The following is a 12,764-nucleotide window of genomic DNA, read 5'->3' as shown; positions in this document are numbered from 1 at the left end:
CATTCGACATATTAACAGAAATCCCCTTTTTTATTCGATTTTTACTTAAACTTCAATATAAACAATTGTAAAAAATACCCATCGAAAAACAGATAGCTTATTTTGGAAAAAAAGGATATAAATATAATAGGAGTTGGTCATTTTACTAGAAAAGGGAGAAGAATTACTTGAATCGTGCCACTAAAAGAGTAGTAGTTTATGGTTATCACATTGCTAGTAGGTCAATCATTGTTACCTGTTTTATCAGTAAGTGCTAATTCGATTATAGGTATAACGGAATTCTCGGAAACAACCCGTAATCCCAATTTAACGAATAAATTAACTGTTTTTACATCGCCAATTTATTTGAAAGACCCCATAGCAAATGAGTGGATTCCCACTACAGATGGGGAGGGGGGAAGTTTTCCAGTCTATCAAATTTCTCTTTCAGAAGAAGATCCTACAAATAACCTCTCTTCGCAACAGCATCTGGTTGCTGGGGAACAGGATACTCTACATAATGTGACATTATTGAAGTTTGGTAAGATGCTTCCTGATTTAAATGGTGGCTTAATCCAAAATGCATCTTTACATATGTTTGAAGTAGATAAGCCTGTTAAATGGGGGTATTTTGATCCAACATATATTGATTCAAGTTATAGTGTCCATAAGGTATTAACCCCTTGGGATGGGGAAGATGTTACGTGGGCGGATCAGCCTGCGTTAAGCAATCCTTATGCAGATAAAACGTTCCCCATTGGTGTTGATGGCGGACATTTTAAATGGGATGTTAGTAAACTGGTCGCTGAATGGTATCAAGCCCCTGAAAAAGATTATGGGTTAGCAATCATGGGGAACGAACTTGGTAGTTAATGTCAATTTTATAAGAGTAAAGGTTATCTTAATAAAAGCTACAATCAAATGGACATAGCCCCACGATTAGAAATAAACTACACACCTAGGCCAGCGATCCATAGCGCACTAGCGTATGGTTTATCAGCAAACTCCAAAGAAGGCTATGTTCGCTTGTCATGGCATCATATTCAAGGAGCGAAAGGATATAAGCTCTCTATTTTTAATGGAAAAGAGTATGAAACCATTGATATCGGCATGACGAATGAATGGAGTTCGTTAAACCAAAAACTATGGCCAAGTCCCAATGAAATTAAGGTTGGGGCATACCGATTGAAACTTGATCAAACAGGAACCAATCTTCCTGATAACCCAAGTGTTTTATACAATAATGCAGGTGGAACGGAGAAGGATCCAAATCGCTATTATTTTAAAATAATTGCTTATAACGAGTTTGGGGATTCGGGCGCCTCCGAAGAAGTAAGTGTTACGGTTCCTAATCGTACTGCACCAAATCCAGTACAAAACATTAGCTTGACAGATTTTTCACAGGGAATGGTTTCACTTGTATGGGATACGCCCGATACCAATATAAAGGAATATCGGGTAAGAATAGGGACCACTCCAGATAATGCAAATATTATAGCAGAAGTAAATGCACATAAGAATGAAATTTCTGTCACATCAAGTAGCCTTTTACAACGAAGTGTTATCTATGTTTCTATTAATTCAATTGATAAGGAAGGGAACTATACGGGTTATTCTGCACCCTTTCCGTTTTCATTAGGAGTTAAACAAGATGCATCACTAATCACAAGCTCGACTCCTGAAAGATCTTCCGTAACTATAGATCCAGCAATGACCATCACAATGAAAAACACAGGAACGGAACCTTGGACAGTGGAAAAGGGCTTTGCGCTTAAAGCTGTGAATGGATTGGAGTCATTTGAGGCAGAGCCGCTTATAAAAGGAGAAGTAATTGCACCGAATGAACTCAAAACTTTTCAGATAAAAGTAATAGGGAAACATCCGTTAGGAACGATTCCTTTAAAGTGGCAGATGTATAGTAGAGAATCCGGATACTTTGGGGATGTATTTACAGGAACTATTACGTTTTTTGATGATGTCATGCCGGAAGTACAGATCGTAAGCCCAAAATCCTCCGATTCTTTATATAAAATTGTAGATATAATCGGAACAGTAACAGACTATACGCTAAAAGAATATAGCTTGGACTATGGGGCAGGGAGCAATCCGAAAAATTGGGTGCTGATTTCACAAGGCACTTCCGAAGTAAATAATGAGGTTTTAGGCCGATGGGATACGAGTAGATTATCTTCCGGTATATATACGTTGAAATTAACTGCCATTGATGAGGCGGGAAATACAAATTCAGTTGTACAGGAAGTGAACGTAAATCTGCCTGTGCCTGCACCAGTAGTAAATAAGGTGACAGATCAATCTATAAATGTAACAGGAGCAGCCGAAATTGGCACAACGGTATATGTCCAAAAAGGAGACCAAGTACTTGGTTCGTCTCTAGTCACAAACAGTGGGACTTACTCCGTTTCTATTTCTAAGCAATCTGGAGGAACAACGCTTAAGGTATTTGCTCAAAATAAAGCAGGAATAGTAAGCGAGGTTACAACCGTCAAAGTGGTAGATGTAACGCCACCGGGAGCACCAACTGTCAATCAAGTGGCTGATAATTCGACAGCAGTTACTGGGAAGGCTGAAAAGGGTTCCGCTGTTACTGTGAATAAAGGAAAAATAACAATTGGCACAGGAACTACCAATACGGATGGAAATTTTTCCATAACAATAAACAACCAAGCTGCTGAATCTGTTTTATCTGTTATAGCAAAGGATGCTGCTGGTAATTCGAGTACGGCGACTACTATAACTGTAATAGACAAAACTCCACCATCTGCTCCAAAAATAAACACGGTAGGGGATAATGACACGAAAGTTACTGGTACAGCCGAAAAAGGCTCCGCAGTAACTGTCAAAAGAGGAACAACCACGCTTGGGTCAGCTCAAGTGAATAGTGAAGGAAAGTACAGCGTAACCATCGCAAAACAAAAAGCCGGTGCAATTGTAAGTGTGACTGCAAAGGATGCAGCAGGAAATGTGAGTGTGGCTTCAACGAAAACAGTTGTTGATACCACCCCACCAGCAGCTCCAAAAGTGAATGAAGTTGGGAATAATGCGACAACCGTTAAGGGCACAGCCGAAAAAGGTTCGACGATAACGGTAAAAGCTGGTTCCAAGACACTTGGCTCAAGGAAGGTAAAAACAGATGGAACCTATTCTGTTAGTATTGCAAAACAAAAAGCAGGAACCACCTTGAGTATTACTGCAAAAGATGCAGCAGGAAATGTGAGTGATGCGACAAAACGAATAGTCGTTGATAAAACACCACCTGCAGCGCCAAGTATAAATGCCGTCTACTCCACTTCTACAGTTGTTAAAGGAAAAACAGAAAATGGTGCAACAGTCACAGTAAAAAAAGGCAGTATCACTTTAGGATCCGCCAAAGCAAACTCAGCTGGAAACTATTCAGTGAAAATTTCGAAGCAACCGAAGAAAACAAGTTTAAGCATCACCGCAAAAGATGCAGCTGGTAACCAAAGTAAGGCAACTTCTATTGTGGTGAAATAGTTGTTTAATAGATTTTAAAAATCAAATACGTAAAGAAAGTAAGCGGCCAGTTCTATTTCCTACTACTGGCTTTTTTCTTGCTTCATTTAAGGAGAAGTGACAAAGGTATGTTGAAATATCTACTAGGGTTTTTACTATTTTTATCTATTATATTTATAACTGATTATGCCGAAGCACACTCAGGAAGAACCGATTCTAATGGAGGACATAATTGCAGCGAAAAATCCATAGCAAAGGGATTATGCACGGGATATCATTACCATAATGGTGGCGGCTCTTCTGGCGGAAGTACACCAGCTCCAGCTCCTGCACCTGTTAGAACAGATAAAAACTGTTCCGATTTTTCCAGCTTTGATGAGGTAGTAGAGTATTGGAATGCAAAAGGTTATTCAGCAAGTTATGATCCAGAGGACCTCGACCGGGATGGTGACGGTATTCCATGTGAGCCTCCTTCTAGCTATGATCGAACAAAAGTAAATAATAGCCCGGAACAAATACAATACAAACAAGACCAAATAGACAAAGCAAATGGTGAAGAAAAAGGATATGAACAAGGCTTCAAGGATGGATTAAATGAGAGTAATACTAATAGCGCAGCAGCTTCAGGGTCTAATGCATATAAAAAAGGTTACTCAGCAGGATACACCAAAGGATACCAAGAAGGAAAAAAAGAGGTAGAAGCGGAAAAAAAGAAGGCATACGATGCAGGCTATGCATTAGGACAAAAACAGGATGATATTCAAATTCCAGGTGCATTTACACACAGTGCTCTATTAATTAAATCTTTTGAGGAAGGTTTTCAAGAGGCTTGGAATGAAAGAAGAGAAGCAAAAAAAGCTGAAATGTATAACCAAGGTCTTACCGATGGAAAAAAAGATAACTACTCGTTACCAGACACGAAAGAAAAAGACTTTATCCAAGAATATGAAAAAGGATATGAAGAAGGTCAAAATGAACTAAAAGATGAGTTTTTTTATCGAGGCTACCATGATGCGTTCAAGATGTTAGAATATCAGAAACCTTCTTTAAGTAATGAAAAATTATTAGCGTGGCATAAAGAAGGATTCGAATCAAATGATGTTGTCTTTGAAATTAAGGATTTTGCATTCACTCTTGGGAAAGAAGGAAATCAAAAATCTATGCCAAGTAAGTTTAACGAGGGCGAGATCATTTTTAATCATTACTATGATTTGGGTTTTCAAGAATACGAAGACTATGTCAGGAAAAGTACAAATGCTGCGGCAGGTGGAGTAGTGGCCATTGGGTTAGCATGGTTAGGACGACGAGTTTATGTTGCGAAAAAAATGATTAGTTAGGATGGAAAAGTTATGGGGATATATAAAACCGTTTGCTATAAGGTAGAAGACGTATTTGTAAAGTTACTTTCAAAAAAACAAGATTCAGAGCTTGTTAAAGAAAAAGTCAGTACTTATCGCACAACCAAAGAAAATGCTAGCAGCCAAAAGAAGGAGAGTAAATAACTTTAAGAGGTGGGAAAATGAGCATTAACAAAACAAGGGGCTGGCTATACTTTATTGCAAAAATTATAGGTGACATTAATGCAGTAAATAAAGGAACTGTAGGTAAAAGAATTGCACGTAGAGCTGCCGGAAAGGCAACTGGTAAGGCGTTGGGTAAATTTTTTAAATAGTTATCTAAAACGGACCTTCTTATTGAAAAGAGGTTCGTTTTTTATTTGCATTGTTACAACTTAAATTAGCTTGGAAAATTGATGGATTTAAAGAAAATATCGAAAACCTCTCAAAAATATCTAAATAACGCCAGAAAATATCCAAATAACCTCCCAAAATATCTAAATACATCATGAAAATATCCAAATACCCCTTGAAAATATCAAATAACACTCTGAAACGATCTATAACCCAAGATTTAAAGCGGAAAAGTATTCGTAATCTCATAAAAAGCATCAGAAAAAGCCTACGCCGTATAACCCTTGTCAAAATTACCACAAAAATCAAAATTACATCAAATATTACTTTGACACGCACAGTAATATGTTATAAATTATATAGTAGGAGGTGAGGTAATGTGGTAACCAAAATATCGACTGATTTGATACGTGGTCATACGGATACGATTATTTTAAATGTCCTTCGTCAAGGAGACAGTTATGGCTATGAAATTTATAAGACCATTATTGAATTGAGTAAAAGCCAATACGAATTGAAGGAAGCGACGTTGTACACAGCATTTCGCCGCCTTGAAAAGGATGGATTCATTTCATCGTATTGGGGAGATGAAACGCAAGGCGGAAGAAGGAAGTACTACCGGATAACAGAAGACGGAGCAGCACGCTATGAACAAAATAAAAAAGAATGGCGTTTTGCAAAGCAGGTATTACAACAATTAATAGAAGGAGGAATAGATCATAATGAAGAACCAACGTGATTTGGATAAAAAGATTCATTCATATGTGGATAATCTCTTTTCTGGTGTTGGGGAGAGTCAGCAATTATTTGATCTTAAAGAAGAGTTGACAACTAATCTGAAAGAGAAAATTGCGGATTATAAAAAAGCTGGAATGGATGAGAAGGAAGCTTTTAACGAAGCGGTTAGCTCGATGGGAGATCTAAGTGGATTGGTGGATGACATGCGGGAAGTTGGGAAGGACAAAGCGAAGCAAGCAGTCTATTCATCCATGACAGACCGTATTTCTGCAGCTGGATTGATTACTGGGATACTCATTATTTCTTTCGGTATTTTAACAACGGCAATGCTGTTCTTTATGGGACTACAGTTGCAGTCTGTGGCAGGTCCGGCAATATTTGTTGTGTTTGGTATAGCACTTGTCACATATAGCTGGCTCACAAGAGAAACAAAGAAAAAATATGCGATGAATAAAATACGGGCCATACTTTACTCAGTAGCAATAGGGCTTCTTGCATTTAGTTTATTTGTGGCCTTTACGGCAGGTTTTGCTACCGGTGAAATGTATATTGCCATCAGCTCATTTATGGTCTTTTTCCTAATTGGATTAGGCTTATTCTTAGGACTTCTCTTTACTGGAACTGACAGAAGAAAATAGGAGGCGCTATCTATGGCTGTTGTCCATAAAGAAAAAAAAACACCATACTCCATCACAAGCATAGGTGGCTTCCTAAAAATAAATAAATTGAAGAGAAGTGTTGGCGCACTTCTCTTTTCTATTATATAAAAAATTGTTTAGAGAATCTAGAAGCAGCGGATTGATATACTCGTAAAGTGAAATGAATCGACATTTTCATCCAGTTGTATTAGCCTAAAGTAAGAGGAAATTATTGCATATATTGGAGGGCACTCGATGAGAACAATTGTAATTTCGGATATACATGGATGCTATGATGAGTTTTGCGAATTGTTAGAGCAGAAATCGTATCAACGGGGAAAAGACTCTCTCATTCTACTTGGTGATTATATGGATCGAGGGGAAAAGTCGCTAGAAGTGCTAGAATTGGTCATGGAATTATCTGAATGTGAGAATGTAATTGTCTTGGGAGGCAATCATGAGGATATATTTTTAGACTGGTTAGCTGAGCCTGGGTATGACCCACAAAGTAGATTATTCCGAAATGGTGGCATGAAAACGGTGGAGAGCTTTTGTAATCCTTACAACGTTTCAGGTGAAAATCCACTTGCAAAAGAGACTATTTTAAAACACTATCCAAAACATATCGAATTCTTAAAGAGTTTGCCAAACTACTATGAAGACTCCCAATATATTTATGTTCACGCTGGGGTAGACCTTTCATTAAAAGATTGGAAAGAAACAAGTAGATGGGATTTCCGATGGCTACGTGAGAAATTCTGGGAACAGCAAAACAATACTGGCAAAACGATTATCTTTGGGCACACCCCAACTCCACATCTACATAAACATCCAACCTTCGGAACCTCCACAAGCAACAACGACATTTGGTATCACCAAGACCAAGATCGCATCTGCATTGACGGCGGCTGTGTCTATGGAGGCAAGCTAAATGCATTGATTTTGCAGGATAGCTAGGTCCATGAAAAAATGTCATCATCTTGGTATGACAACATTTTTTCAAGTAAAGCAGGTATACTTTTGCCATCATCGCTGGAATGATGGCATTTATTCAATTAAAAGAATCTTGGTCATCATCGATGTCATGACGCAAGTTTTCCGAAAAAAGAGATCTTTTAAGTTAAACGCTTTATTCCTGCATGGTATCCTTGGCTTCTATCATTTCAATTAGTTGAAGTGTGAAGTCTTCCGAAATAGTGTAGATAGTGTGGGTGTCTTCCGCTTTCATAATGGTGCTATTATGTCCGGAATCACCTACCCATAAATGGTAGGTGACATTTTCATCCTCCATATAAAGGACCTCCATGTCATATTCGGGATTTGGCATATTAACGGACCCAGACTCTTTGGTTGCCTGTGCAAGTAGCTGTTCAAAAAAAGTAAGTGATATCTCATCTGAGTAAGTGACAAAGAATTCTGTGTTAGTTGTCCCGAAACCAGTAGATGCAGAGATACTTACGCTTGTAATGTCTTGTGAGCCCAACAGATTCACTTGATTGTTTTGACAGCCAATGAGCAAAGAAGTTAACACTAAGCTTAAAATATATAGGCGTATATAACGCAAATTTTAACCTCCTGATCTGCTGGGGTAATTTAACGTGTTTTCTGGTCAGATATGAACAACCAAAAGGGTATTGAAATGAGTTAATGAACAACGGATAAACAACCACACATAATTAACTCTCGCTAAAAATTGCTATCATATCTACATCAATTTCCATCCAGCATTTCTAACAATTGAAGTGTCTGCTCAGTCGATGTTGTGTAGATAGTATGGGTGTCCTTTAATTGCATTAAAACACTTTGGTTTCCAGGACTTCCAGCCCAAAGGTAGTAGGTATGTCTATCACCATTAGAATAAAGAACTTCCATGTCGTATTCAGGGTCTGCCATGTCTGCAACACCTTGTTCTTTTTTGGCATGTGTGAAGAGCTGTTCAAAAAACGCAAGTGAATTCTCATCCTCATACGTAATAAAGAATTCTGTATTAAAATTACTAAAGCCAGCAGATTCAGATATACTTACACTTGTAATTTCATGTGCACGCAGCTCGTTCACTTGCTTGCTTTGGCATCCTAAAAGTAGAGAAGCCAGTATAATTCCTATAAAACTAATTACCCGTATGAAACGCAATTCAACCAACCTCCATAAGATTTACTCCTTAATTAGACGTTTTTCAGGTGGAAAAGTTTCCTATATTTAGAAAAAAGGTAGTGTTAAAACGATCCCTTGCTTTGAGTAATTATCAGAACTATCTTTATTTTAAAAATATTTTCTGCTATACTCAAAAGTACAAAATGAATAGTGCTGGGTGAAGATGCCTAACGAAGTCAATCTAATGAAGTGGACTCGTTTGGCATTTTTTTGTTTGATTAGAAAAGAAAATGGCTTCTACAAAAAACAAGGAGGCTTCAGTATGTTGTTTTCTACAAAAATAAAAGGTCAACATTATACTTTTCAGTCAGTAAAAGATATTCTGGCAAAGGCAAGTGAGGAAAAATCGGGAGATATTATGGCAGGTGTTGCAGCTAATTCTTCTTTAGAAAGAATGGCAGCTAAGGTAGTGTTGAGTGAACTACCTTTGAAGGAGATTTTTGAAAATCCTGTAATTCCATATGAGAAAGATGAAGTAACCCGGATTATTTACGATGATATTAAGCAGTTCATCTATAAGGAAATAAAAGAGTGGTCTGTAGGGGAGCTTCGAAACTATATTTTATCCCACTCTACAAAAACTGGTGATTTATTTCGACTCAGCAAAGGTCTGACTAGTGAAATGATTTCAGCGGTGGCAAAACTCATGTCCAGTATTGATCTTGTACTTGCTTCTCAAAAGATTCGTCCTACTGCTCATTGCAATACGACAATAGGTGAAGAGGGACGCCTAGCTTTTCGTTGTCAGCCTAATCATCCGACAGATAATCTAGATGGAATACTGGCAAGTATAAAAGAGGGGTTATCTTATGGGGCAGGGGATGCTGTTATTGGCGTAAATCCAAATAATGATTCTGTGGAATCTGTCTCAAGGATATTACATATGACACATAACTTTATGAGCAAATGGAATATTCCTACTCAGAACTGTGTGTTGGCTCATATCACTACGCAAATGCAAGCATTGAAAAAAGGTGCACCAATTGCATTAATGTTTCAGAGTTTAGCTGGTACACAGAAGGCTAATGATGATTTTGGGGTATCAAAAGAGATACTGGATGAGGCTTTTGAAATGATGAGGAAATATAGTACATCAACTGGTCCTAACCAGTTTTACTTTGAAACAGGACAAGGCTCTGAAGTATCCCTTGATGCACATGATGGTGTCGATATGCAAACATTAGAAGCAAGAACGTATGGGTATGCAAGGCATTGGTATCCTTTTATGGTGAATAATGTCTCAGGCTTTATTGGTCCTGAAACGATTTATGACGGCAAGCAAGTAATTCGAGCAGATTTGGAGGATTTGTTCATGGGGAAACTCCATAGTCTTCCAATGGGTATTGCCCCTACCTATACCAACCATATGATGGCTGATCAGAATGACCAGGAGATTGCTGGCATGCTTACTGCCTTGGGAGGAGCAAATTTTTATATGGGTGTGCCAGGTGGAGATGATGTCATGCTTAGCTACCAAGATACAAGTTATCATGATGATGCTAGCTTGAGAGAGATGCTAGGATTACGACCGTTACGAGAGTTTGAGGTGTGGTTGGAGAAAATGGGGATAATGAAGGATGGTCGTCTGACTGAGAGCGCTGGAGATTTATCGATTTTTACTTAGTTCTTTTCTAAAGGTTGAAAACGATACTTAAGGGAGGAGGAAAAATAAATGGATATTCAAGCAATCGTGGAAATGGTCATGAAGGAATTGGAGAAAAATGATACAAAGATAGTAGAAACCACACCATCTAAAAAGCATCAAGTAAATGAAGTAATCTATAAAACGGAAAAGATTGTAACAGTAGATGATGCCATCAAGAAAGAAGATATAGAGAAAGCCCAGGCAATCACCCCTGCAAGGATTGGAATTGGGCGAACAGGAACGAGGATGAAGACGAAAAATTATTTAGATTTTCGAATTGACCATGCAGCAGCACAGGATGCTGTGTTTAAAGATGTGTCAAAAGAGTTTATTAAGACGATGAGCCTTCCTGTATTGCAGTCTAGAGCGGAATCGATGGAACAATATTTGATGAATTTGGACTCAGGACGAAGACTTTCCGCACACTCAATAGAGTGGGCACAAAAGAACCTCCGACAAAAACAACAAGTCCAAGTAATCATTTCTGATGGGTTAAGTTCAACTGGAGTGGAAGCAACCATACCAGATTTGTTGCCTGCCCTTTTACAAGGATTAAAGGTGAAGAACATTTCAGTAGGAGAGCCGGTGTTTATCCAAAAGAGTCGTGTCTGGATTCAAGATGAAATTGCTAGCATTACAGATTGTGAGATTGTAATATCTCTCATTGGTGAGCGTCCAGGTCTAGCAACCTCCAAGAGTGTCAGCGCTTATTTCATTTATCGACCTAATGAGAAATCCGTAGAAGCGGATCGTACGGTCATTTCAAATATCCATGAAGGTGGTATTCCTCCCGTGGAAGCTGGTGCTTACTTAGCAGATTTATTAGAACAGTCATTACATTATAAGGCAAGTGGAGTTAAGTTAGCTAGAATAAAAGGTGAATAAAATCCGAGACTTTTTACTAAGTAAAATATTCCTAGAGGAATAAACTTGCATTGACAAATACTTTTGTAAAAAATATAATATTCACTATATTCTAACTATTTTCTAGGGAATTTGGAGATATTTTTATGACGAACACCACCTTGGTAGAGTCGCTTTGTCATCTTCATACTAATTTAATAGAAGATGATATTGTAAAAATAGAAGAATTATCGCGTAATCTCCCATTTATGGCAGATTTGAACCAAGCCAATGTATTCATTGATTGTCCAACTATAGAGGGAAAACATGCCATTGTGGTTGCAGAAGCAGCACCAACCACAGCCAAATCAGTATACAAACATCCAGTTGTAGGGAAGTTTGCATACGAGGCGTTTGAACCAGCAGTTTTCTATTCGTTGCGGACAGGAAAGAATATGTTTCTTAACCGAGCCATTACGCAAGAGGGAAAAACAGTTGAACAAAGTGTCGTTCCTATAAAAGGGGCAAGTAACCGCATTATAGGAACTTTAATCATGGAAAAAGACATCAGCGAAAAATTGCAGCACCAAGATAAAATGAAAGCGCTATCAAAAACAACGGAAACGTTAAGTGAGATTTTGATTGGAATGACAGAAAATAGACCTATCATTTCCGAAGTGATTGAAGAGGCATTATTTTTCATCGATCCTAAAGGTAAGTTGCTTTACTACAATCCGGCCGCCATTAACCTTGTGTCAGAAGTATGTTCTACAGATTGTAATGTGGGAACGGACCTCATTTCCTACTTCCCATGTTTAAATCCTATCTTACAAAATTCAGAAGATTTATTAGTAACAGAGGTCGAAATAACCAACCGGACGTTCCAAGTGAAAAAAATTTGTTTGGGAGAAAAAACGGAAGGTACATTTATCATTTTTCGGGATATGACAGAACTGCGCCAAAAAGAGCGAGAACTAATTGTAAAAAGTGTAGCAATAAGGGAAATTCATCATCGTGTAAAAAATAATCTACAAACGGTAGCAAGCTTGCTGCGTTTACAGATGCGAAGAGGTGTGCCTGAAGAAAGCAAAGTTCATTTTGTGGAAAGCTTGAATAGGATCCTAAGTATCGCTCATGTCTATGAAATTATATTATCCAATTCTAGTGAGGACGATGTCGAGGTTTATAGTTTAATTGAGAAAATAGGCAATATGCTAGTGGAACAGCCACAAGAAGATTCAAAAGCTATTAGTATTAGCTATGCAGGTCCAAGATTGACCATTAAATCAAATAAAGCTGTTTCTGTTTCCCTTATTATAAATGAACTCATCCAAAATTGTGTGAATCATGCTTTCCAAAATCGCAGTTCGGGAAATATCCATGTTACCTTTTATGCCAATGGACTTGAATGGAACGTACAAGTAGAGGATGATGGGGTGGGATACTCTGAAAGCTCCAAGCCATCACTGGGGCTGGAGGTAGTCAAAATGATGGCGGAACACGATCTTTCCGGTCATTTTACCATTCGTAAAACACAGTCAGGAACGATTGCAGCTATAGGGTTCCCTATGGAAAGCGAGTGAT

The 12,764-nt window shown here is 38.1% G+C and carries 13 protein-coding genes; 11 read left to right on the top strand and 2 right to left on the bottom strand.

Going from position 1 to position 12,764, the window contains the following annotated elements:
• Window positions 1–198: 198 nt before the first annotated feature.
• From LRP81_RS05520 to LRP81_RS05485, 8 genes are all read left to right on the top strand, one after another.
• A complete protein-coding gene (locus tag LRP81_RS05520; RefSeq protein WP_230500263.1) occupies window positions 199–852 on the top strand; it encodes a DNRLRE domain-containing protein in 654 nt (217 codons plus the stop codon).
• 48 nt (window positions 853–900) lie between these two features.
• Window positions 901–3,492: an Ig-like domain-containing protein gene (locus tag LRP81_RS05515; protein ID WP_230500262.1), complete on the top strand. Its 2,592-nt coding sequence runs from the start codon at window positions 901–903 to the stop codon at window positions 3,490–3,492.
• Between the two features lie 107 nt (window positions 3,493–3,599).
• Window positions 3,600–4,808, top strand: coding sequence for an excalibur calcium-binding domain-containing protein (locus tag LRP81_RS05510; RefSeq protein WP_230500261.1), 1,209 nt, complete (start codon window positions 3,600–3,602; stop codon window positions 4,806–4,808).
• Window positions 4,809–4,820: 12 nt separating this feature from the next.
• Window positions 4,821–4,973 (top strand): hypothetical protein, encoded by a 153-nt coding sequence (locus LRP81_RS05505; protein WP_230500260.1) that lies wholly within the window; start codon window positions 4,821–4,823, stop codon window positions 4,971–4,973.
• Between the two features lie 17 nt (window positions 4,974–4,990).
• Window positions 4,991–5,143: a hypothetical protein gene (locus LRP81_RS05500; RefSeq protein WP_230500259.1), complete on the top strand. Its 153-nt coding sequence runs from the start codon at window positions 4,991–4,993 to the stop codon at window positions 5,141–5,143.
• Between the two features lie 398 nt (window positions 5,144–5,541).
• Window positions 5,542–5,901, top strand: coding sequence for a PadR family transcriptional regulator (locus LRP81_RS05495; RefSeq protein ID WP_230500258.1), 360 nt, complete (start codon window positions 5,542–5,544; stop codon window positions 5,899–5,901).
• Entirely contained in the window at window positions 5,885–6,538 is a 654-nt protein-coding gene (locus LRP81_RS05490) for a permease prefix domain 1-containing protein (RefSeq protein WP_230500257.1), read from the top strand. The genes LRP81_RS05495 and LRP81_RS05490 overlap by 17 nt, the downstream gene beginning before the upstream one ends.
• A gap of 255 nt (window positions 6,539–6,793) precedes the next feature.
• Window positions 6,794–7,495: a metallophosphoesterase family protein gene (locus LRP81_RS05485; RefSeq protein WP_230500256.1), complete on the top strand. Its 702-nt coding sequence runs from the start codon at window positions 6,794–6,796 to the stop codon at window positions 7,493–7,495.
• Window positions 7,496–7,667: 172 nt separating this feature from the next.
• Here LRP81_RS05485 and LRP81_RS05480 read toward each other — a convergent pair whose 3' ends face one another.
• A complete protein-coding gene (locus LRP81_RS05480; protein WP_230500255.1) occupies window positions 7,668–8,102 on the bottom strand; it encodes a hypothetical protein in 435 nt (144 codons plus the stop codon).
• A 146-nt stretch (window positions 8,103–8,248) separates the two neighbouring features.
• Window positions 8,249–8,671 (bottom strand): hypothetical protein, encoded by a 423-nt coding sequence (locus LRP81_RS05475; RefSeq protein WP_230500254.1) that lies wholly within the window; start codon window positions 8,669–8,671, stop codon window positions 8,249–8,251.
• A 283-nt stretch (window positions 8,672–8,954) separates the two neighbouring features.
• Between LRP81_RS05475 and LRP81_RS05470 the strand changes: the two genes are divergently transcribed.
• The 3 genes from LRP81_RS05470 to LRP81_RS05460 all read left to right on the top strand — a co-directional run bounded on the left by LRP81_RS05470 (window position 8,955) and on the right by LRP81_RS05460 (window position 12,763).
• Window positions 8,955–10,316, top strand: a complete 1,362-nt coding sequence (locus LRP81_RS05470) for an ethanolamine ammonia-lyase subunit EutB (protein WP_230500253.1) — start codon at window positions 8,955–8,957, stop codon at window positions 10,314–10,316.
• Between the two features lie 48 nt (window positions 10,317–10,364).
• Window positions 10,365–11,222: an ethanolamine ammonia-lyase subunit EutC gene (eutC, locus tag LRP81_RS05465; RefSeq protein ID WP_230500252.1), complete on the top strand. Its 858-nt coding sequence runs from the start codon at window positions 10,365–10,367 to the stop codon at window positions 11,220–11,222.
• 125 nt (window positions 11,223–11,347) lie between these two features.
• Entirely contained in the window at window positions 11,348–12,763 is a 1,416-nt protein-coding gene (locus tag LRP81_RS05460) for a sensor histidine kinase (RefSeq protein WP_230500251.1), read from the top strand.
• Window position 12,764: the final 1 nt, after the last annotated feature.

The sequence above is a fragment of the Sutcliffiella rhizosphaerae genome (genome assembly GCF_917563925.1).
Taxonomy (GTDB): domain Bacteria; phylum Bacillota; class Bacilli; order Bacillales; family Bacillaceae_I; genus Sutcliffiella_A; species Sutcliffiella_A rhizosphaerae.
Note: the sequence above shows the minus strand (reverse complement) of the source record. Positions and strands in the feature narration are given on the sequence as shown.

Coding starts and splice junctions, on each gene's coding strand:
- LRP81_RS05460 (WP_230500251.1), top strand. CDS start 11,348: ATGACGAACACCACCTTGGTAGAGTCGCTTTGTCATCTTCATACTAAT.
- LRP81_RS05515 (WP_230500262.1), top strand. CDS start 901: ATGGACATAGCCCCACGATTAGAAATAAACTACACACCTAGGCCAGCG.
- LRP81_RS05500 (WP_230500259.1), top strand. CDS start 4,991: ATGAGCATTAACAAAACAAGGGGCTGGCTATACTTTATTGCAAAAATT.
- LRP81_RS05490 (WP_230500257.1), top strand. CDS start 5,885: ATGAAGAACCAACGTGATTTGGATAAAAAGATTCATTCATATGTGGAT.
- LRP81_RS05505 (WP_230500260.1), top strand. CDS start 4,821: ATGGGGATATATAAAACCGTTTGCTATAAGGTAGAAGACGTATTTGTA.
- LRP81_RS05520 (WP_230500263.1), top strand. CDS start 199: ATGGTTATCACATTGCTAGTAGGTCAATCATTGTTACCTGTTTTATCA.
- eutC (WP_230500252.1), top strand. CDS start 10,365: ATGGATATTCAAGCAATCGTGGAAATGGTCATGAAGGAATTGGAGAAA.
- LRP81_RS05485 (WP_230500256.1), top strand. CDS start 6,794: ATGAGAACAATTGTAATTTCGGATATACATGGATGCTATGATGAGTTT.
- LRP81_RS05470 (WP_230500253.1), top strand. CDS start 8,955: ATGTTGTTTTCTACAAAAATAAAAGGTCAACATTATACTTTTCAGTCA.
- LRP81_RS05510 (WP_230500261.1), top strand. CDS start 3,600: ATGTTGAAATATCTACTAGGGTTTTTACTATTTTTATCTATTATATTT.